The following is a 21,541-nucleotide window of genomic DNA, read 5'->3' as shown; positions in this document are numbered from 1 at the left end:
GTCTGTACCACTTCCACCACGCAGTCGTGCTGGTTAAAATTTGCGCATTCAAACTGCATTTTCAGGGGCAAGGCGTTATACTCGCCGCCCTGCTTATATCCCCCGATTTCTGAGGTGAACTGTGGATTTTCCGACTCGTTTCGATGTCATTGTCATTGGTGGCGGCCATGCCGGTACCGAAGCTGCTCTGGCGGCAGCCCGCATGGGGTCGCAGACCCTGTTGCTGACACACAACATTGAGACCCTGGGCCAGATGTCCTGTAACCCGGCTATCGGGGGCATCGGCAAGAGCCACCTGGTGAAAGAAATTGACGCGCTCGGCGGCCTCATGGCGAGGGCCACCGATCAGGCGGGTATTCAGTTCCGGGTGCTGAACAGTCGCAAGGGCCCGGCCGTGCGTGCGACCCGCGCCCAGGCCGACCGCGTTCTGTACAAGGCGGCGGTGCGTCACGCGCTGGAAAACCAGCCCAATCTGACCCTGTTCCAGCAGGCGGCGGACGATCTGATTGTGGAAAACGACGTGGTCACCGGTGTCGTGACCCAGACCGGCATCCGGTTCCTGGCCGACAGCGTGGTACTGACCACCGGAACCTTTTTGGGCGGGGTTATCCACATCGGTATGCAGAACCATGCTGGCGGACGTGCCGGGGATGCGCCGGCCAACGCACTGGCGGCCCGCCTGCGGGAACTTCCGTTCAACGTCGGCCGCCTGAAAACCGGCACTCCACCGCGCATCGACGCCCGCTCGGTGGATTTTTCCGTGATGGACGAGCAGTGGGGAGACACCCCGACGCCGGTGATGTCGTTCGTGGGCAGCCGGGCAGAGCACCCTGAACAGATCTGCTGTTACGTCACCCGAACCACCGAGCAGACCCACGACATTATCCGTAGCGGATTCGATCGCTCGCCCATGTTTGCCGGCAGCATCGAAGGCGTGGGGCCCCGCTATTGCCCTTCCATCGAGGACAAGGTGAACCGCTTTGCCGACAAGGATTCGCACCAGATTTTCGTCGAACCCGAAGGCCTGACCACCAACGAGCTATACCCCAATGGTATTTCCACCAGCCTGCCGTTCGATGTTCAGCTGGCGGCGGTGCGCTCCATCCCGGGGTTCGAGAACGCGCACATCACCCGGCCGGGCTACGCCATTGAATACGATTACTTGAATCCTCAGGACCTGCGTCACACCCTGGAAACCAAGTTCATCAGGGGCCTGTACTTCGCCGGCCAGATCAATGGCACCACTGGCTATGAAGAGGCCGGCGCCCAGGGTCTGTTGGCGGGCATCAACGCAGCCCTCAGAGCGCAGGAGAAAGACGAGTGGTACCCGCGCCGTGACGAGGCGTATCTGGGCGTACTGGTGGATGACCTGATTACCATGGGCACCAGCGAGCCGTACCGGATGTTCACCAGCCGCGCGGAATACCGACTGATTCTGCGGGAAGACAACGCCGATCTGCGCCTGACCGATATGGGCCGCAAGCTTGGCCTGGTGGATGACGATCGCTGGCGCAAGTTCAATGACAAGCGCGAGGCCATTGGCCAGGAGCGCAGCCGACTCGAATCCACCCGGATTCATCCGAACACCGAGGCGGGCGAGCGTGCCAACGGCTTCCTGAAGCAGCCGATGAACCGCGACCAGTCACTGGCGGAATTGCTGCGCCGCCCGGAAATTGACTACAGCCACATCGCGGACATCGGGGCCGAACGGGTCAGCGATGCGAACGTGGCTGACCAGGTCGAAATCGAGATCAAGTACGAGGGTTACATTTCCCGCCAGGCCGATGAAATCGAACGCTTGCGCCGGAACGAGAATACCCGTTTGCCGCTCGAGCTGGATTACGACCGGATTGGTGGTCTGTCGAATGAGATCAAGCAGAAGCTGCAGGCCGTGCGCCCGGAAACGGTGGCCCAGGCCTCGCGGATTCAGGGCGTCACCCCGGCTGCCATCAGCCAGATTCTGGTGCATCTCAAGAAGCGTGACTTGCTCAAGAAACAGAGTGCCTGAGCCACGCTTATGATCAATGACCTGTGGCAGCGCCAGCTCGTGGACGGGCTGGCAGCAATGAACCTTTCCCTGTCAGAAGGCCAGCAGAACCAGTTGCTGGCGTTTCTGGGTTTGCTCAATAAATGGAACCGGGCCTACAACCTGACGGCGGTTCGCAATGAGCAGGAAATGGTGTCCCGACAACTGCTCGACAGCCTGAGCATTCTGCCTTGGGTGCAAACCGAGCACCTGTTGGATGTGGGCGCTGGTGGCGGGCTGCCGGGCATTCCGCTGGCCATTGTCCTGCCCGAACGCCGGTTCACCCTGCTCGATAGCAACGGCAAGAAAACCCGCTTCCTCAATCAGTGTGTCCTGGAGCTGGGCCTCACTAACGTTTCAGTGATCCACGGCCGCGCCGAGCATTGCCAGCCTGAACGGCCGTTCAGCCAGATCAGCAGTCGGGCGTTCACGGCCCTTGATAACCTGGTGAACTGGTGTGGCGAGCTGTTGGCAAAGGATGGTGAGTTTCTTGCCATGAAAGGCCAGTTTCCGGATGATGAGGTGGCTGCCCTTCCTGCCCGCTGGCAGGTAAAATCCCGTCATACACTGGCGGTTCCCGGAGCAGATGGCGAACGTCACCTTCTGGTGGTCGGCCGGACTTAGTATTTCCAGACATCCCCAAACAGGAGACCTGACATGGCGCGCGTGATCGCAGTGACCAACCAAAAAGGCGGTGTGGGCAAAACCACCACCTGTGTCAACCTTGCTGCGTCTCTGGCTGCCATCAAGCGTCGGGTTCTGCTGGTGGATATGGATCCACAGGGCAATGCCACCATGGGGAGTGGGGTGGATAAGAACACCCTCAAGCTGTCGGGATACGATGTCCTTACCAAGCGCGCCTCGGCCGCCGAGGTGGTCTTTCTGGCCGAAGCCTCCGGATTCAAATTGCTGCCCGCCAACGGTGACCTGACCGCGGCGGAAGTGGAGCTGATGAACGAAATCGGCCGCGAGCACCGGTTACGCCTGGCCCTGAACAGCGTTCGTGACGACTACGACTACATCCTCATCGATTGCCCGCCGTCGCTCAGTCTGCTGACCGTGAACGCCCTGTCAGCGGCGGATTCGGTGCTCATCCCGATGCAGTGCGAGTATTACGCCCTCGAAGGTCTTGCCGCCCTGATGAATACGGTCGAGCAAATTCAGGAAACGGTCAATCCGGACCTCGAGATCGAGGGCTTGCTGCGCACCATGTACGACCCCCGGAACAGCCTGACCCTGGACGTTTCCGCCCAGCTCAGTGAGTATTTCGGGGACAAGGTCTACCGCGCGGTGATTCCACGTAACGTTCGGCTGGCGGAAGCGCCCAGCTACGGCATGCCTGCCCTGAAATATGACCGTGCCTCGAAAGGCGCGGTCGCATATCTGGCGCTCGCTGGCGAGATGGTTCGTCGGCATGGCGCAAAAAAGACATCTGAGCCGGTTGCGGTGTAACATACAGCCCTGTCATTGAATGACATCGATCGAATTACAACGGGAAGAATGACTGACACCATGGCGGCGAAGAAAAGAGGACTGGGCGAGCGTGGACTCGGAGCCCTGTTGGCGGGGTCCAAGGTCAATCTGGATCAGGAAGTCAGCGAACACGACGGTGAACTTCGTGAGGTGCCGATTGATCTGATCCAGCGCGGACGTTACCAGCCCCGCCGGGATATGGATCCGGCCGCGTTGCAGGAGCTGGCCGACTCCATCCGTCAGCAGGGCGTCATGCAGCCGGTGGTCATTCGCCCCCTCGGTGAAGGCCGATACGAGCTGATCGCCGGTGAACGGCGCTGGCGGGCCACCCAGATGGCGGACCTGGACCGGATTCCTGCCATCATCCGGGATGTGCCGGATGAAGCCGCCATTGCCATGGCGCTGATTGAAAACATCCAGCGCGAAAATCTGAACCCGATTGAAGAAGCCTTTGCGCTCCAGCGCCTTCAGGACGAATTCGGCCTCACCCAGGCCCAGGTGGCGGAGGCTGTGGGTAAGTCCCGAACCACCATCACCAACCTGCTGCGTTTGATTGGTCTGACTGAGGATGTCCGCCTGATGCTGGAACACGGTGACCTCGAAATGGGTCATGGCCGTGCGATGTTGACCCTGCCGCCAGAGCAGCAGATGCAGGTTGCCAAGCAGGTGGTGGCCAAGTCCCTCTCGGTCCGTCAGACCGAAGCCCTGGTGCGGCGAATCCAGCAGGAAACACCGGACAGCAAGAAACGAGAGCCGGCCGCGCTGGACCCTAATATCCGAGCCCTTCAGGACGATTTGGCCGAACGGCTCGGCGCCCGGGTGTCCATTGCCCATGGGCAACGGGGCAAGGGCAAGCTGGTCATCGAGTACAGTTCGCTCGATGAACTCGACGGCATTTTAGGCCACATTCAGTAGGGATCGCCGTCGTTTGATCCCGAATTCTCGATGGTTGTAATCGCATCAAAGTCGTATCTGCATGTATTTGCTGAGGCGGTTCATGGCCAATCGGGAGGAACGCCCAGAGCCTATGGATACTCATGTTTCGGGCTTCGACTTGTGGGTTTTTGTTGAAGAGCTATCGCTTAACCAATATAATTTCGCGCGCTTGTATACACAGCTGATGACATGACAGGTTCCAAAAAGGCCATCACGTACGTACCACTTAAAGAGTGGTTGATCATAGAGATGGTTGTTGCAGTCGTCCTCAGTCTTCTGTGGCTCATGGAAAGCAAAGCGGCCGGGTACTCCGCGTTTATCGGCGGTTTAATCTTTATCGTACCCAACGCGTATTTTGCTCATCGCTCCTATCGGTTCGGGGGCGCCCGCCAAATGCATCTGGCGGTCAATAACATGTTCAGGGCAGTCAGTATAAAGATTGCCCTTACCGCAGTTTTTTTTGCGGCCGTTTTCACTTTGATGGAGTCAGTCCACGGGCCGGCTCTGTTATTCACTTTTGCTGTGATGGTTGTGATAGGTACGGCGTTGCGCTGGCTTATCCGGCCGCGACCACAGCGATGACTGGACGAGAGCAGTATGGCAGCTGATACCCCAGTAGAGTATATAAAACACCACCTAACCAACCTTACCTACGGTAAGCTCCCCGCAGGCTATGAACGGGCGGATGGCTCGGTAATTGAGGAGGCCACCTGGACCTTCGCAAGAACCGGTCAGGAAGCAACCGACATGGGCTTTATGGCGCTGCATGTGGACACCCTGGGCTGGTCCATCGCAATGGGCCTGTTGTTCCTTGGGCTGTTCCGTTTTGTCGCCAATAAAGCAACGGCCGGTGCACCAAGCGGTGTGCAGAACCTGGTCGAAATGACCGTCGAATTTGTTCAGGGCATTGTCCGTGACGTATTCCACGGCAAGAACCCTGTGATTGCCCCGCTGGCACTGACCATTTTCGTCTGGATTCTGCTGATGAACATCCTGAAGCTGATTCCGGTCGATTACATTCCGTCGATCGCACATGCGATGGGGCTTGAGTACTTCAAGATCGTTCCGACAACCGACCCCAATGGTACCTTCGGTATCTCAATCGGTGTTTTCCTGCTGATCCTGTTTTACAGCTTCAAGGTAAAAGGCGTTGGTGGCTTCAGTAAGGAGCTGGCCTTTAACCCGTTCAACCATTGGTCTATGGTTCCGTTCAATCTGTTGCTGGAAATACTGGCTCTGATTATCAAACCGATCAGTCTGGCGCTGCGTCTGTTTGGTAACATGTACGCTGGTGAAGTTGTCTTCATCCTGATTGCGTTGCTGCCCCTGTGGGTTCAGTGGACACTGAACGTTCCCTGGGCGATCTTCCATATTCTGGTGATCCCGCTTCAGGCCTTTATTTTTACTGTGCTTACTGTGGTTTACCTCAGTGCAGCACACGAAGATCACTGATTAACCCTTTAATTAACAAACCCTTAACTATCTGAAAAACTGAGGAGTCTTCAATGGAAATGGTATACATCGCAGCTGCGCTTATCATCGGTCTGGGTGCTCTGGGCGCCGGTATCGGTTTCGGTCTGCTGGGCGGCAAGCTTCTGGATTCCACTGCTCGTCAGCCTGAAATGGCCAACCAGCTGCAAACCAAAGCCTTCATCATGGCTGGTCTGCTCGACGCCGTACCTATGATCGGTGTTGGTATTGCTATGTACCTGATCTTCGTTGTTGCTGGTTAATTAAAACGAGACCTTAGGGCGTTGGTAGATACCGCGCCCTACTTCCCGTTAACCGGGACGCAACGAATAGCAAGAGGTATATCGCCGTGAATATAAACCTTACGTTGATAGGGCAATCGATTGCCTTCGCTATTTTCGTCTGGTTCTGCGTCAAATATGTTTGGCCGCCCATTACGGCCGCCATGGCAGAGCGTCAGAAAAAAATAGCCGATGGCCTTTCTGCTGCAGATCGCGCATCTCTGGATCTTGAGCTGGCGCAACAAAAAGCCACCCGGGAACTCCAGAAAGCGAAAGAAGAATCTGCTGCGCTTATCGATCAGGCAAACAAGCGTGCTGCCCAGATTGTAGAAGCCTCCAAGGAAGATGCTCGCAAAGAAGGCGAAAAAATCCTTGATCAGGCACGGGCGGAAATTCAGCAGGAGCGTGTCCAGGCTCGCGATGCACTGAGAGCGGAAGTGGCAACACTGGCTGTTGCAGGTGCCGAGAAAATTCTGGAAACCTCTGTCGATGCCAAAGCTCACAGCGAGATGCTGGAAAAGCTGGCCGCAGAACTCTAAAAGAGGGTCACCATGGCAGAACTTACTACGTTAGCCCGACCCTATGCGAAGGCCGTTTTTGGCGCAGCGCAAGATCAGAATGCCGTTGATCCCTGGGATCAGGCGCTGGCTTTCGCAGCTCAGGTAGCGGCTGACCAAGAGGTGAAGAACATCCTGGCCACTCCTGGCCTGTCTGAGGCTCGCAAGGCCGAACTCTTCGCAGAATGTTTTGAAGAGCCGTTGCCGGAAGCACTCAGAAATTTCCTGTTGATTCTCGCTGAAAACAAGCGTCTGGCGCTGTTGCCGGAAATTTCATCTCTGTTCCGCCTGTATCGTGCTGATTTCGAGCGCACGGTAAACCTCAAGGTGAGCACAGCTTTCGAAATGACCGAAGAGCAGCAGCAGAAGCTTATTGACGCGCTGTCCAAGAAGCTGGAGCGCAAGGTAGCCCTGGAAAGCACCGTCGATCAGTCCCTGATTGGTGGCGTTGTTGTGGATACGGGCGATCTGGTTATCGACGCTTCAGTCAAGGGCAAGCTGGCCAAGATGGCCAAGGCTCTGGGCTCCTGATTTCAGCACAAGGTTTGAGGACAAAGGCATGCAGCAACTGAATCCATCCGAGATCAGTGACATTATCAAGAAGAGAATTGAAAAACTCGATATCTCTTCCGAAGGAAAAAATGAAGGTACGATCCTGTCCGTTTCTGACGGCATCGTGCTGATCCACGGTCTTGCCGACGTAATGTACGGTGAGATGATTGAATTCGCCAACGGCACTTTTGGCATGGCGCTGAACCTGGAGCGCGATTCCGTTGGTGCGGTTGTGCTGGGTGACTACGAGGATCTGGCCGAAGGTCAGAAAGTGCGTTGCACCGGTCGCATCCTGGAAGTACCGGTTGGTCCGGAACTGCTGGGCCGCGTTGTCGACGGTCTGGGTAACCCGATCGACGGCAAGGGCGATCTGGGCACTGACCTGACCTCTCCGGTTGAGAAGGTCGCGCCGGGCGTTATCGCTCGTCAGTCCGTTGACGAGCCGGTACAGACTGGTCTGAAGGCGATCGACACCATGGTTCCGGTTGGTCGTGGTCAGCGAGAGCTGATTATCGGTGACCGTCAGATCGGTAAAACTGCCGTGGCCATTGACGCGATCATCAACCAGAAGAACACCGGCATCAAGTGTATCTACGTCGCCGTGGGCCAGAAACAGTCTTCCATCGCTGCGGTTGTGCGCAAGCTGGAAGAGCACGGTGCGATGGATCACACCATCGTTGTTGCCGCTGGTGCAGCCGATCCTGCAGCGATGCAGTTCCTGGCTCCGTATTCCGGTACCTCCATGGGTGAATACTTCCGCGATCGTGGTGAAGACGCGCTGATCGTTTATGACGATCTGTCCAAGCAGGCGGTTGCTTATCGTCAGATCTCACTGTTGTTGCGTCGTCCACCGGGCCGTGAAGCTTACCCGGGTGACGTTTTCTACCTGCACTCACGTCTGCTGGAGCGTGCATCGCGCGTTAACGCTGACTACGTAGAGCAGCTCACCAACGGTGAAGTGAAAGGCCAGACCGGTTCTCTGACCGCACTGCCGATCATCGAGACTCAGGCCGGTGACGTTTCCGCGTTCGTACCGACCAACGTTATCTCTATCACCGACGGTCAGATCTTCCTGGAAACCAACCTGTTCAACTCCGGTATCCGCCCGGCGATGAACGCCGGTATCTCTGTATCCCGGGTAGGTGGTGCAGCCCAGACCAAGATCATGAAGAAGCTCGGCGGTAACATCCGTCTGGCTCTGGCCCAATACCGGGAACTGGCGGCATTTGCCCAGTTTGCTTCTGACCTTGATGAAGCAACCCGTAAGCAGCTGGAGCACGGTCAGCGTGTTACCGAACTCATGAAGCAGAACCAGTACAGCCCGCTGTCTGTGGCTGAAATGGGTACGGTTCTGTTTGCAGCCAACGAAGGCTTCCTGGACGACGTTGATGTTGACAAAGTAGTCAGCTTCGAAGCGCAGCTCCTCGACTGGATGCGCTCCGAGCAGAAAGAACTGCTGGACAAGATCAACGTGAAAGGTGATTTCAACGATGAAATCGCTGCCGGCCTGAAAGCTGCACTGGAGAAATTCAAGACCACTCAGAGCTGGTAAGAAAGTGGGCCTGCAACCGAGGTTGCAGGCCAGTTTCGTAGCAACGAGTGTCTAACTTGAGAAGGCAGTGAGTTATGGCCGTCGGAAAGGAAATACGTAACCAAATCGGAAGCATCAAGAGCACGCAAAAGATAACCAGCGCCATGGAAATGGTTGCGGCGAGTAAAATGCGTAAAGCTCAGGAACGCATGCAGGCAACTCGCCCTTATGCGGACAAGATGCGCCAGGTAATCGGGCATATCGCCAAGGCGAACCAGGATTACCGGCATCCGTTCATGCAGGAGCGTGACGTAAAGCGTGTAGGCTACATTGTGGTGTCCTCTGATCGGGGACTCTGTGGTGGCCTGAATGCTAACGTGTTCAAGCTTCTTGTGCGTGAAATGCGTGAATGGAAAGAGCAAGGTGTTGAGACCGACCTCTGTGCGATTGGGCAGAAAGGTGCATCCTTTTTCCGTAATTATGGCGGGAACGTGGTTGCAGCGCTGACCCATCTGGGTGATAACCCAAGTTCAGAAAAGTTGATCGGCAACGTTAAGGTCATGCTGGACTCGTTTGAATCAGGGCAGATCGATCGTTTGTTCCTGGTTAGCAACGAATTCGTCAATACCATGACGCAAAGCCCAAGATCGCTGCAGCTTCTGCCTTTGCCTGAAGGCGAGGACGAAGACGTTGGTCACCAGTGGGATTACATCTATGAGCCTGATTCCCGCCCCATCCTAGACGGGTTGATGCCACGCTACATTGAATCCCAGGTATATCAGGGCGTGGTTGAGAATCTGGCTTGCGAGCAAGCTGCCCGGATGATTGCGATGAAGAGCGCGACCGATAACGCAGGCAGCATTATTGATGAGCTCCAGCTGGTCTACAACAAGGCCCGTCAGGCAGCCATCACGCAAGAGATTTCGGAGATTGTGAGCGGCGCGGCATCGGTCTGATCCCGCCCACGATCCTACTGGTTTTATTGACTATTAAGATAACGAGGAACCGAGCATGAGTAGCGGACAAATCGTTCAGATCATTGGCGCGGTTATCGACGTGGAATTTCCACGTGACGCCGTGCCAAAAGTATATGACGCACTGCTGCTTGAAGGTGGCGATACAACTCTGGAAGTCCAGCAGCAGCTGGGCGACGGTGTTGTACGTACCATCGCGATGGGCAGCACCGAAGGCCTCAAGCGTGGCCTGACCGCAACCAACACCAATGCACCGATCTCCGTCCCGGTGGGTACCCAGACTCTGGGCCGCATCATGGACGTGCTGGGTCGTCCTATTGACGAACAGGGTGACATCGGTGAAGAAGAGCGTTGGGCAATCCACCGCAAAGCGCCGGGTTATGCCGATCAGTCTGCTTCTGCAGACCTGTTGGAAACCGGTATCAAGGTTATCGACCTGATTTGCCCGTTCGCCAAGGGTGGTAAAGTCGGTCTGTTCGGTGGTGCCGGTGTCGGTAAGACCGTAAACATGATGGAACTGATCAACAACATCGCGAAAGAGCACTCCGGTCTCTCGGTATTCGCCGGTGTTGGTGAGCGGACCCGGGAAGGTAACGACTTCTACTACGAAATGAAGGAGTCTAACGTTCTGGATAAAGTGGCCATGGTTTACGGTCAGATGAACGAACCCCCCGGAAACCGTCTGCGTGTGGCCCTGACCGGTCTCACCATGGCTGAGAAGTTCCGTGACGAAGGCCGTGACGTACTGTTGTTCGTTGACAACATCTACCGTTACACCCTGGCCGGTACCGAGGTATCTGCACTGCTGGGCCGTATGCCTTCCGCGGTAGGTTACCAGCCGACTCTGGCCCAGGAGATGGGTGAGCTGCAGGAGCGTATTACCTCCACCAAGACCGGCTCCATCACGTCTATCCAGGCGGTGTACGTACCGGCGGATGACTTGACCGACCCGTCTCCGGCAACCACCTTCTCCCACCTGGACGCGACCGTGGTACTGAGCCGTGACATCGCTTCCAAGGGTATTTACCCGGCGATCGATCCACTGGACTCCACCTCTCGTCAGTTGGATCCGCTGATCATCGGCGAGCAGCACTACAATGTAGCTCGTGGTGTTCAGAACGTTCTGCAGCGTTACAAGGAACTGAAGGACATCATTGCGATCCTGGGTATGGATGAGCTGTCCGAAGACGATAAGCTGACAGTGTCACGGGCCCGTAAGATCGAGCGGTTCCTGTCTCAGCCATTCCACGTAGCCGAAGTATTTACCGGTTCCCCTGGTAAGTATGTCTCCCTGAAAGAGACGATCGCCAGCTTCGAGGGCATCCTCAACGGCGATTACGATGATATGCCGGAGCAGGCCTTCTACATGTGTGGTGGCATCGAAGAAGCTATCGAGAAGGCGAAGGAAATGAAAGCGAAGGAAGGCAAATAAGCCTCCTTCCCTTTCTGACGCAAGAGGCGTAGAAGATGGTTATGACCGTACACTGTGACGTCGTAAGTGCCGAAGAGAAAATCTTTTCCGGACTGGTTGAGGTTCTGACCGCTACCGGAACTGAAGGTGAGATGGGTATCCAGTATGGCCATGCTCCCCTACTGACGGCTCTTAAGCCCGGAGCTGTGCGGATCGTCAAACAGGGTGGTGAAGAAGAGGTTCTGTACGTTTCCGGAGGTTATCTGGAAGTACAGCCGAATATCATTACTCTGATGGCTGATACCGCCGTTCGTGCCAAGGATGTGGACGAGGCTGCGGCATTGGAAGCGCAGAAAGAAGCCGAAAAAGCACTGGCGAACAAAACTGGCGAATTCGAATACTCACGTGCGGCCATGGAGTTGGCAGAAGCTGCTGCCCAGCTTCGCACGCTGCAGAAACTGCGTAAAAACGTTCGATAACGCGTTTCTACCGGTTTTGAGCTTGCCAGCTAAAGACCGCGTCCTGAAAAAATTGGCAGAGTTTGTCGTTCCCTGACAGGCCCTGCCGGTCTTTCGGGTCGCGGTTTTTTATTTTTGAGAATTGAAACTCGTTCGTTGAAAGGGGTACACCATAATGAACCCGTTACACGTTGTAATTCTGGCAGCCGGCCAAGGCTCGCGAATGAAATCGGCACTCCCGAAAGTGCTACATTCCATCGCTGGACGTCCTATGCTTCATCATGTGATCGCCACGGCCAAGCGGCTTGGGGCGGAAAAAATTCATGCCGTCATCGGCCATGGTGCGGAAAAGGTGCGTGAAGCCACCGACGAATCAACGGTTAACTGGGTGATGCAGAGCGAGCAATTGGGCACAGGTCATGCTGTCGCACAGGCGTTGCCAGATCTGCCAGACCACGCGAGGGTTTTGGTGCTCTACGGCGATGTGCCTTTGATTCGGCAGGAAACCCTGGCGCCAATGGTCAACGAACTGGATGAGCAAACGCTGGGGCTGCTTACCGTTACCCTGGACGACCCCTCTGGCTATGGCCGGATTGTACGCAACGAAATGGGCCAGGTGACGGAAATCGTTGAGCAAAAGGACGCCAACGACATTCAGCAGGCGATCCAGGAGGTAAATACCGGGATTCTGGCGGTGTCTGCAAAGCACCTGAAGACCTGGTTACCCGAACTGTCCAACGCCAATGCCCAGGGTGAGTATTATCTGACGGACATCATCGCGATGTCGGTCGCTAATGACCTCAAGGTGTCAGTCTCTCAGCCTGCGAACGAATTCGAGGTTCAGGGCGTGAACAATCGGCTCCAACTGGCAGAACTCGAGCGTTGGTTTCAGCGCAACGAGGCCAATCGCCTGATGACTGAAGGCGCAACGTTGGCCGATCCCTCCAGATTGGACGTCCGTGGTGAGCTGATCATCGGCAACGATATTTTTATTGATATCAACTCAGTGTTTGAAGGCCGGGTTGAGCTGGGAAGCAATGTGGCCATTGGTCCGGGGTGCGTGATTAAAGATGCCCGGATTGGCGCTGGTGCAACCATCAAGGCGCACAGTGTGATCGAAGGCGCCATCGTCGGCGAGAACGCTGAAATTGGCCCCTTTGCCCGCCTGCGTCCGGGGACTGAGCTCGCCTCCGGCACCAAGGTTGGTAACTTTGTCGAAACCAAGAAAGCCGTGGTTGGCGAAGGCAGCAAAATCAACCATCTTAGTTATGTGGGGGACGCCTCACTTGGCCGCAACGTGAATGTGGGTGCAGGCACGATCACCTGCAATTATGATGGCGTAAACAAGCATCGCACGGTCATTGGTGATGGTGTGTTCGTCGGGTCGAATACCGCGCTGGTTGCGCCGGTGGAATTGGCCAGAGACGCGACCATCGGTGCCGGGTCCACGATTACCCGGAATGTGGCTGACGGGGAACTGGCGGTAGCCCGGGGCCGGCAGAAGAATATCTCCGGCTGGGAACGGCCGGCCAAAGATTAAGCAAGACATTTAAAAGACAGGTGACATCAGTATGTGTGGAATTGTAGGTGCAGTTTCGGAAAGGGACGTTCAGGGCATTCTGCTCGAGGGGCTGCGCCGATTGGAATATCGCGGCTACGATTCTGCCGGCATGGCTGTGGTGGATGGCGCCAATGCCATTCAGCGTGCCCGGGAAGTCGGCAAGGTGGCTTCCCTCGCCGAGGCTGTCGAAGCGAACCCGCTTTCCGGCCACATGGGTATCGCCCACACGCGCTGGGCAACGCACGGTGAACCGTCGCAGATCAATGCCCATCCGCACATGTCCGGTGACCGGCTGGCGATTGTACATAACGGGATTATCGAGAATTACCAGGAGCTCCGTGAGGAACTGAGAGCCGACGGCTTCGAGTTCACCTCACAGACCGACACCGAGGTTGTCGTTCACCTTATCGAGAAGAATTACCGCCAGCTTGGCGCGCTTTATGAGTCGGTAAAAGCCGCCATTACCCGCCTTCGTGGCGCCTATGCGCTGGCCGTTGTCCACTCCGATGAGCCCGACCACATGGTGGTGTGCCGGGAAGGCAGCCCTCTGGTTATCGGTGTCGGGATTGGGGAAAACTTCATTGCCTCCGATCAGCTGGCGCTGCTGCCGGTCACCGACCGTTTTGTGTTCATGGAGGAAGGTGACATTGCCGATATCCGCCATGACAGTGTGACCATTCACGACCGTGAAGGCACCCCGGTCGAGCGCAAGATTACCCGCTTCGAACATGGTGCGGATTCCGCCGACAAAGGCGAGTATCGCCACTTCATGCTCAAGGAAATCTACGAGCAGCCCAAGGTGATTAAAGCCACCATGGAAGGTCGAGTTACCGACAGCCGGGTTCTGGAGCAGGCGTTGGGGACGGAAGCGGCCAATCTGCTGCAGGACGTCAACCATGTTCAGATCATCGCCTGCGGCACCAGTTACCATGCCGGGATGGTGGCCCGTTACTGGATTGAGGAACTGGCCGGGGTTGCCTGTTCAGTGGAAGTGGCGTCTGAATTCCGCTATCGCAAGCATGTGATCCAGAAAAACACGCTGTTCCTGTGCATTTCCCAGTCGGGCGAAACTGCGGATACCCTGGCGGCCCTTCGTCAGGCCAAGGAAGCGGGGTTCCGCGCAGCACTGGCCATCTGCAACGTGCCGGGAAGTTCCCTGGTCCGTGAATCCGACCTGGTGATCATGACCCAGGCGGGCCCGGAAATCGGGGTCGCTTCAACCAAGGCCTTTACCACCCAGCTGACAGCCCTGCTGATTTTCACGCTGGCACTTGCCCGCAAGAACGGGCTTTCCGAAGAGCGGGAAGCGGACATTGTCCGCGCCATCCATCAGCTACCGGCACAGGTCGAGCAGGTGCTGGCTCTGGATGGCGAGATTGCCGAGCTGTCCAAGGCTTTCATGGACAAGCATCATAGCCTGTTCCTTGGGCGTGGTTCCCAGTTCCCAGTGGCCCTCGAAGGGGCGCTCAAGCTCAAGGAAATCTCCTACATCCATGCCGAAGCCTATCCCGCTGGTGAGCTGAAGCACGGCCCGCTGGCGCTGGTTGATAATGAAATGCCCGTGGTCACGGTAGCGCCCAACAACGAGCTGCTGGAAAAACTCAAGTCCAACCTGGAAGAAGTTCGGGCGCGGGGTGGGGAGCTCTTTGTGTTCGCTGACAAGGCCGCTGACGTGAAGGAAGAAGACGCCATCCACGTGATGCAGATTCCCCCGGTCCATGAAATCACCGCCCCCATCGTTTACACCGTTCCGCTTCAGTTGCTGTCGTATCATGTTGCTGTGCTCAAAGGCACGGATGTGGATCAGCCCCGGAATCTGGCCAAGAGCGTGACGGTAGAGTGATTGGAGGCCCTGTGGATAACTCCACGGGGCCTCTGCTTATCCTGGCAGGGATTGCCGGGTTCCGCGAACTACAAGACAAGGAGTGTCTATTGTGTTGATTTCAAAACTTTTCCGTCCCTTACTGTTCGTTTCGGGGTTGCTCTGGGGAACCTTTGCGGTTTCCGCCCCGCTGACCAGCAACGACGTCGTGAATGTCATCAATTGCCTTGCGGAAATTCAGGCTATTGGTGACGAATTTGTCGACTTGGATGACGAAAGCGCGCCCCTCGATTCCGATCCCTCCGACATGTTCAGTTCACTGGTAGAGCAGAGCAAGTCGCACCCCGCTTTCCACAAGCTTGAGTCCATCATTGAAGACAACGGCTTCGAGAGCCCTGAAGCGTTTGGTGCCGTTGCGGACCGCGTCATGGCCGCGGCGATGGCTATTCAGGTCAGAAATGATCCGGCGGCTCAACTGGCGTTGAATTCACCGAGGACACCTGGAGATATCGACGCCTACCTTCAAAACCTGCCGAAAGACCTGCCTCAGGAGATGAGGGCAGATATTGAACAAAACCTGAGATCCATGGCGACCTATATGAACAGTGTCTCTGAGACGGTTAAAACCGTTCCGGAAGAGGATATTCAGGCTGTCTACCCCCATCTCGCCGCTCTTTATGAATGGATGGGCGACGATGAGGATGGCTCGAACAGCGATATGAGCACAGACTGGTAAAAGCCGCTTCTCTTATAGTTGTTGTGTGCGACGTTAAGCAGACTTACGCTCTTTTGAGCTCTACTATCTGCTAATTATTTATTCCGAAAAGGTTCTGCGTTGGCTGCAAGACTGGCCAGGTAGTATGTAGATTCAGGAATTGCTTTGTGAACAAGGAAAAGTCCTTCATCTCAGGATTTGGGCCCGCAATAGTCTTAATCGTTTTCCTTTTGACTTTGGGCTCAACTCAGCCGGTGGACATCCCAGACCCGCCTGCCTATGGTCCTTCAGACCACGCCAGTCCAGAGATCCCGAGGTTCCTAGAGAAGAGCCTCGAACTAGGAATCCAAGCATTCCACCATGATTCCGCCGATTACCTAAGTGGCCTCGATCAAACCTTAGGGGGGGGAACCTGCGTACTTGATTACAATAACGATGGTTGGCTCGATCTATTAATTATCGGTGGAAGTGGGCAGGTAAGGCACTACGGAAAGGATGCCTGGTGGTCAGATAATCAGCCTTTATATCTTTACCAAAATAACCATGGTCGTTATTTCTCTGATGTCACTTCTTTTTCCGAGCTAACGACTACCGAAAAAGGTATGGGCTGTGCTGCTGCTGATCTAGATAACGATACCCATACCGATCTGGTAATTACGACTACCGGAAAAAACCACATATTCAGGAATACTGGTGATGGCAGGTTCGAGGACGTTACTGAGCAATCCGGTTTGTCAGAAACTGGTTGGTCCACCAGTGTGACCATTGCGGACTATGATAGGGATGGTCATAAAGATATTTATGTTGCCAATTACATAGATTATGAAAAAGGTGGCAGACGGTTTGAAAGTAACTGGGGCTTTAAATCGTTATCTCCAAGCGATTTCAATCCATCTCTATTTGATCCCTTACCTAACAAGCTATATAGAAATACCGGCGGAATGAAGTTCATGGAGGTAGGCACTGAATCAGGTGTCGAGGATCGATCTGGAAGGTCTCTCTCTGCCCAGTGGGTCGATATCAACCGTGACTTTTGGCCGGATCTATTGGTAGTTAACCATACCGGCTCACCGAACAGGTTGTACCTCAATAAGCGTGATGGCACGTTCGAGGAACACAAGACAGCTATTGGAATATCAGGCATTTCGGCTACACAGTCTTCTGCGGTAGCCGACTTTGATAGTGATGGAGATTTCGACATCTTCCTGACAGCCGCAACGGGACACGCCCCGGGCTTAGCTTTTAATGAACGAAAAGAATATGTATTTAACGACAGAATTTGGTCCAAGGGCATTAGCGATCATCATCTCATTAGTAGCTCAGGGTGGGGAGTTTTAGCAGAGGATCTAAATAATGATGGCGTGATCGATTTTGTACTCAATAACGGGAATTTGACACCCGACGTGGATAGTCCGTCTGTTCCACAGGGTCAGCCTAACTCCATATGGCTAGGAAGAAAAGACGGTCGATACGATATTGAAAAAGCGTTTGGTGCCCTATCCGGTCGTGGTTTAGCTTCGTTTGATTTTGATAATGACGGAGACTCCGATCTTGTATTCGTAAACAACAATGATCGGGTTGAACTGTGGGAAAACCTTGAGGCCAAGAATAATTGGATCGGAATAAGCCTGGACTCTCCTAAGGGCTCTGAGGCAGAAAATGCCACTGTTGAAGTTCGTGCAAACGGGAAGGTCTATAAACAGTCAGCGCGAATCCCATCGACGTTTTTGTCCCAGAGTGATCCACGCCTTAGGTTTGGGCTTGGCAGCATCGAAGAAATAGACCAAATCTTGATTCATTGGGCTGACGGTATCCAAAAAATTGAAGAATTTCAGATTAATAAGTACCTAAAAATTACTAAAGGGAATTCTCGCACAGAGGTTATCCACCCTGAAAAACAATCAGATGTTTCCAGTGATGAGACTCATAATTTGTCGATCAGCACTGTTCTTGAGCAGGTTGAACAAGTTTTTTTTAGTCAAGAAGATATTCAGGGACTCTTGGCGACCTATGACAGATCGGCTGAAACTTCCCGTTTAGATTTCTTAGAGAAAGTCAGCGAACTACCTAATCGGATATCCCTCCCGTTCTTGCAGAGGTCTCTCAGGTCTTCCAGTCAGAAAGAGGTAATAGCGGGTTTACGACTGGCAAAAAGGCTCGAATCTGAGGCGTCCATCACCTGGTTATTGCCCCTTTTTGATAGCGACGTTCCCGAGATTAAATGCGCCGTGAGTAGTGTGTTCGAGCATTTTTTCCGTGAAGAAGAGGCGGTTGTCCGAAGAAAGATGAGGGCGGTTAGTTACCTTGTTCGGCTGCTTGATGAAACGGAACAAGCGGTTGTGCAATGTGCCCTTAGAGCGCTGGCAGAAAGTGAACACTACCGGGCAGTGGCGCCAGCCATAAGGTTGGCGCAATCAGAGAACCCTGATGTTCGGGAGGAAGCTGTCCGGGCCTTAGGGCTGCTACGGGAGAAGAAGGCGCTGCCTGTGTTAGTAAAACTGTATGAAGACCCAGAGCAAAGCCCTTCATTAAAAGCGGCAGTTCTTTCGGCCCTTTCAAGGCTTGGTCGCGATCCGTTTACGATGGGGATGTTGGACGCCGAAAAGTTTATCCATTCATCAGAACAAAAAAGAGAATTTCTTGCAGTCGTCAGAGAGTTGAGAGCTGGTGATTATCTCGCTCTAGGATTTCAGCGCCTGCAAGACAGCCTTTCGAAGTTCCTAGAGATAACAAGTCTGCCTTCAAATGTATACACGATGGAGTTGGCGACTTATGCGATCACCGAATTTCGGAATCAAAAAGCACAAGAGCAGCTACACAAGTTGTTGGATAAATACAGCACGCAGGTCCCATCAATTCTTGCTTCGGCTTTGAGCATCGATGGCTTTTTACCCTCGGAGGCGGTGATTGTTCGCTTATTGGAACAACCGGCGGATATAAGGCGGTCGGTAGCAGAGCAGGCAGATTTGATGGGACTGAAAGTGGACTGGACCCGCATCCCATGGCCAGAAGCCCCGACTGAAGACGAGCTTTATTTTGCTGTGCGGGCCTTGCACTCTAACCATCCCGCCACCTTTAGGTCTGAGGTCCTGAATGAGGCTCTCCAATTTTCGAACAGTGAGTCCGTTCAAAAGGTTGCACTTTCTCAATGTAGCAACTTGCGACCGAGAAAGCTGATTTTTCCAGAATCTCTGCTGATATCGCAGAGTGAAGGCTTTCTTGAATTAGCTTTACGTTGTTTGGATAACATGGCGGCTGATTATGCCGAACCGCATATTCGCAGGTCGATTGGGGCTATTGCGAAGAGTTCCCAAAGTACCTTTTCAGAAGTTGCCTACGCAGCGAGAGTTCTAGTAAATCGGTCTACCAGGGCAGGCCTAAGTCTTGGCGTCGACCTGATTAATGGTGTCGGTACACGCCCGGAATTTCTGAGTGAATTGGTACGGGTTCTGGTTGAGCAGAAACCTCGATTTGCTCCGATCTTGTTGAGAGAAATCGCAAAGGGTGGCTCTCTTGAACTTAAAGCCCTGGTGCTCGAACAGGGTGGAACAATGTTGCCAGAAAAAACCAGGTTGGAGCTTTCCGAGGAACTGGGAAATGTAAGTGAGGGTGCGGTGAAAAGTAAAGAGGTGTCTGGCGTAACCTCTGTGGAAAACTCCCGTTTTGATTTTAAGTCGACTGCTGTATCAGAGGTTAATTAGATGTCGGTGAGTTCGAAAAACTGGCCAGAACTAGAAAGAAAAAGCAGTCCAGGATTTTATGCCCAGTTCACATTTGTGGCAGTCACTGGGCTATTAACCCCTTGGTTAAGCGATGCGAGCTTTTGGATTCAAGCCATCCAGTTTTCTCATAGTATTCTTGGTTTGGTTTTTGGCGTTCTTTCCCTTTCGTACTTGTGGGCCCACTTCAGAAAGAGCTTCGGTCAGCGAAGGCCTTTGGTCATTATCAGCGGGATCGTTGTTTTTGCAGGTTTTTTGGGTCTTGTCTTCAGTGGTTCTTTTGTAGCGGTATTGGGGCAAAGCGAACGCTTTTCGTGGGTTTATTCTTCTCACGAGTGGTTAGCATACGCTGTTGTTGGCATGCTGGTTGTTCATATTGCTTTGCACCGAGTCACAATTAACTCGGCAAGAAAGAAACGCGAACGGGAAATATATCCTAGCTTGCATAAGGGCATAGCACGGCCCCTGATCTCTGTTTTTGTCGCGGGGATAGTGGGTATTTCTGCGATCGTGCTCACAAATGCTGTTACGCACGAACCTTATCGCACGAAACCGGTGGCGGAGCCTTATCAGTATACCTACGGTGAGCACCCCTTTCGCCCAGCCCAAACCGAAACTTACCATGATGGGTTTATTGACGAGCGCCAGATTGGAGGTTCCCAGAATTGCGCCGGATGTCATGAACAAATTGCGAAACAATGGTTTGCCTCGGCGCACAGAAAGGCCGCTTCAGATCCGGCCTATATGACCAACGTAAGCCTGCTTGCGGAAAAAAAAGACATCACTGCAACCCGCTACTGTGAGGGATGTCATGCGCCGGTGGCTCTATTAACCGGGGAGCTGAGTGCCGGGGGGAAGCATGGCGGTATTGCGGGCTCTTCGGGCAATCTGGAAGGCGTAGGCTGTATGGGCTGTCACGGAATATCAAAAGTTGTCCATCTTAAAGGCAATGGGAGCTATGAATATACTCCGGCGCGTGATTACCTGTTTCAAGCCTCTGATAATGCCCTTGGCGAGGCCATAAATCGGTACATAACAAAAATCAGTCCACAACTGCATCGAAACGACCTATCTCGTGATGTGCTTTCATCCGCTGAGATGTGCGCCACATGCCACGCCCAGTTCATGGATAAGGAAATGAATGATTGGGGCTGGGTGAAAATGCAGGATGAATATGCGGCCTGGCTGGACAGTCCGTTTTCCGGGCAACACAACACGGCATTTTCTGAAGGTAATCAGAAGCAGTGTCAGGATTGCCATATGCCTTTGGAAAAAATGGACGATCCTTCTGCCAATGAAGATGGAATGGTGAGAAGCCACGATTTCCCAGCCGCAAATACAATGCTCGCAGTCGTCGATGGGGACCAGAAACATTTGGAAAAAACGATCTCATTTCTGCAAAAAAACAAAATGCAGATTGATATTGATCCGCCAACCCGAACAGACGCTACACAAAACCGAATGGCCTTGTCAGAGGGAATTCGGGCTCGCACTGAAACCCCAGCTTATTTTTACCTGGGTGAAGAAGCACGAATAAACGTCGTTGTTTCAAATGTAGGGGTTGGGCATAACTTCCCAGGTGGGACCATCGATATCAATGAAGCCTGGATAGACTTCTCGGTTTTGGATGCCGAAGGCAGGGAAGTGTTCCGAAGTGGTGGGCTCAATAACGAAAATCAGGACGTTGATCCTCAAGCAAAGTTCTACCGTTCACTTCCCGTTGACCGGAAAGGCAAACACGTTTGGAAGCATGACTTGTTCAATATGGTGGGCCATGCAGAAAAGTCCGTTATTCCTGCGGGCGGATCGGATATCGAAACCTATCGCTTCGGCATTCCTACTTGGGCAAAGACGCCACTGACCATCAGTGCGCGCTTACGGTATCGAAAGCTCAACAATCAATACGCCAGTTGGGCTCTGAAAGATGCCTTTGTTTCCTTACCGATTATCGATATGGCTTATGATGCGATTGTTGTTCCGTTGAGGAAAAAGCCGGAATCTGAGCCGATCTCTCCCGAAAACTTAGAGTACGTCGAGTTCTCGCAAAAGTGAGAT

The 21,541-nt window shown here is 54.0% G+C and carries 18 protein-coding genes; all 18 read left to right on the top strand.

Translation table 11 applies throughout. The annotated features are described in order from the left end of the window. The first annotated feature begins 121 nt into the window (after window positions 1-121). Window positions 122-2,008, top strand: a complete 1,887-nt coding sequence (mnmG, locus tag LPB19_RS03825) for a tRNA uridine-5-carboxymethylaminomethyl(34) synthesis enzyme MnmG (protein ID WP_206644794.1) — start codon at window positions 122-124, stop codon at window positions 2,006-2,008. A 9-nt stretch (window positions 2,009-2,017) separates the two neighbouring features. Beyond that, a complete protein-coding gene (gene rsmG, locus LPB19_RS03820; protein WP_206644793.1) occupies window positions 2,018-2,650 on the top strand; it encodes a 16S rRNA (guanine(527)-N(7))-methyltransferase RsmG in 633 nt (210 codons plus the stop codon). Window positions 2,651-2,683: 33 nt separating this feature from the next. Next, window positions 2,684-3,478 carry a ParA family protein gene (locus tag LPB19_RS03815; protein WP_206644792.1) on the top strand — a complete coding sequence of 265 codons (795 nt, stop codon included), beginning with the start codon at window positions 2,684-2,686 and terminating at the stop codon, window positions 3,476-3,478. A gap of 60 nt (window positions 3,479-3,538) precedes the next feature. Beyond that, the gene (locus tag LPB19_RS03810) at window positions 3,539-4,414 is read left to right on the top strand and encodes a ParB/RepB/Spo0J family partition protein (protein ID WP_206644791.1); all 876 of its coding nucleotides are present in this window, start codon (window positions 3,539-3,541) and stop codon (window positions 4,412-4,414) included. Between the two features lie 210 nt (window positions 4,415-4,624). Next, a complete protein-coding gene (locus LPB19_RS03805; RefSeq protein ID WP_206644790.1) occupies window positions 4,625-5,017 on the top strand; it encodes an ATP synthase subunit I in 393 nt (130 codons plus the stop codon). Between the two features lie 15 nt (window positions 5,018-5,032). After that, a complete protein-coding gene (gene atpB, locus LPB19_RS03800) occupies window positions 5,033-5,887 on the top strand; it encodes a F0F1 ATP synthase subunit A (RefSeq protein WP_206644789.1) in 855 nt (284 codons plus the stop codon). 53 nt (window positions 5,888-5,940) lie between these two features. Continuing rightward, entirely contained in the window at window positions 5,941-6,168 is a 228-nt protein-coding gene (gene atpE / locus LPB19_RS03795) for a F0F1 ATP synthase subunit C (protein WP_088558629.1), read from the top strand. A gap of 86 nt (window positions 6,169-6,254) precedes the next feature. Then, window positions 6,255-6,725, top strand: a complete 471-nt coding sequence (locus LPB19_RS03790; protein WP_206644788.1) for a F0F1 ATP synthase subunit B — start codon at window positions 6,255-6,257, stop codon at window positions 6,723-6,725. Window positions 6,726-6,737: 12 nt separating this feature from the next. Further along, window positions 6,738-7,274: a F0F1 ATP synthase subunit delta gene (locus LPB19_RS03785; protein ID WP_206644787.1), complete on the top strand. Its 537-nt coding sequence runs from the start codon at window positions 6,738-6,740 to the stop codon at window positions 7,272-7,274. Window positions 7,275-7,302: 28 nt separating this feature from the next. Further along, on the top strand, window positions 7,303-8,847 hold the full coding sequence (gene atpA / locus LPB19_RS03780; protein WP_206644786.1) for a F0F1 ATP synthase subunit alpha: 1,545 nt from the start codon (window positions 7,303-7,305) through the stop codon (window positions 8,845-8,847). Between the two features lie 74 nt (window positions 8,848-8,921). Continuing rightward, window positions 8,922-9,782 carry a F0F1 ATP synthase subunit gamma gene (atpG, locus tag LPB19_RS03775; RefSeq protein WP_206644785.1) on the top strand — a complete coding sequence of 287 codons (861 nt, stop codon included), beginning with the start codon at window positions 8,922-8,924 and terminating at the stop codon, window positions 9,780-9,782. 55 nt (window positions 9,783-9,837) lie between these two features. Beyond that, entirely contained in the window at window positions 9,838-11,232 is a 1,395-nt protein-coding gene (gene atpD / locus LPB19_RS03770) for a F0F1 ATP synthase subunit beta (RefSeq protein ID WP_206644784.1), read from the top strand. A 35-nt stretch (window positions 11,233-11,267) separates the two neighbouring features. Beyond that, complete coding sequence (locus LPB19_RS03765) at window positions 11,268-11,690, top strand: F0F1 ATP synthase subunit epsilon (protein ID WP_206644783.1); 423 nt, start codon at window positions 11,268-11,270, stop codon at window positions 11,688-11,690. 154 nt (window positions 11,691-11,844) lie between these two features. Then, window positions 11,845-13,209, top strand: a complete 1,365-nt coding sequence (gene glmU, locus LPB19_RS03760; protein ID WP_206644782.1) for a bifunctional UDP-N-acetylglucosamine diphosphorylase/glucosamine-1-phosphate N-acetyltransferase GlmU — start codon at window positions 11,845-11,847, stop codon at window positions 13,207-13,209. Window positions 13,210-13,240: 31 nt separating this feature from the next. Next, window positions 13,241-15,073, top strand: a complete 1,833-nt coding sequence (gene glmS, locus LPB19_RS03755; protein ID WP_206644781.1) for a glutamine--fructose-6-phosphate transaminase (isomerizing) — start codon at window positions 13,241-13,243, stop codon at window positions 15,071-15,073. Window positions 15,074-15,164: 91 nt separating this feature from the next. Further along, entirely contained in the window at window positions 15,165-15,788 is a 624-nt protein-coding gene (locus LPB19_RS03750; RefSeq protein WP_206644780.1) for a hypothetical protein, read from the top strand. A 146-nt stretch (window positions 15,789-15,934) separates the two neighbouring features. Continuing rightward, entirely contained in the window at window positions 15,935-19,468 is a 3,534-nt protein-coding gene (locus tag LPB19_RS03745; protein WP_206644779.1) for an FG-GAP-like repeat-containing protein, read from the top strand. Next, on the top strand, window positions 19,469-21,538 hold the full coding sequence (locus LPB19_RS03740; RefSeq protein ID WP_206644778.1) for a multiheme c-type cytochrome: 2,070 nt from the start codon (window positions 19,469-19,471) through the stop codon (window positions 21,536-21,538). Window positions 21,539-21,541: the final 3 nt, after the last annotated feature.

The organism is Marinobacter salinisoli (assembly GCF_017301335.1).
Taxonomy (GTDB): Bacteria; Pseudomonadota; Gammaproteobacteria; order Pseudomonadales; family Oleiphilaceae; genus Marinobacter; species Marinobacter salinisoli.
This window is presented reverse-complemented; position numbering and strand designations above follow the sequence as displayed.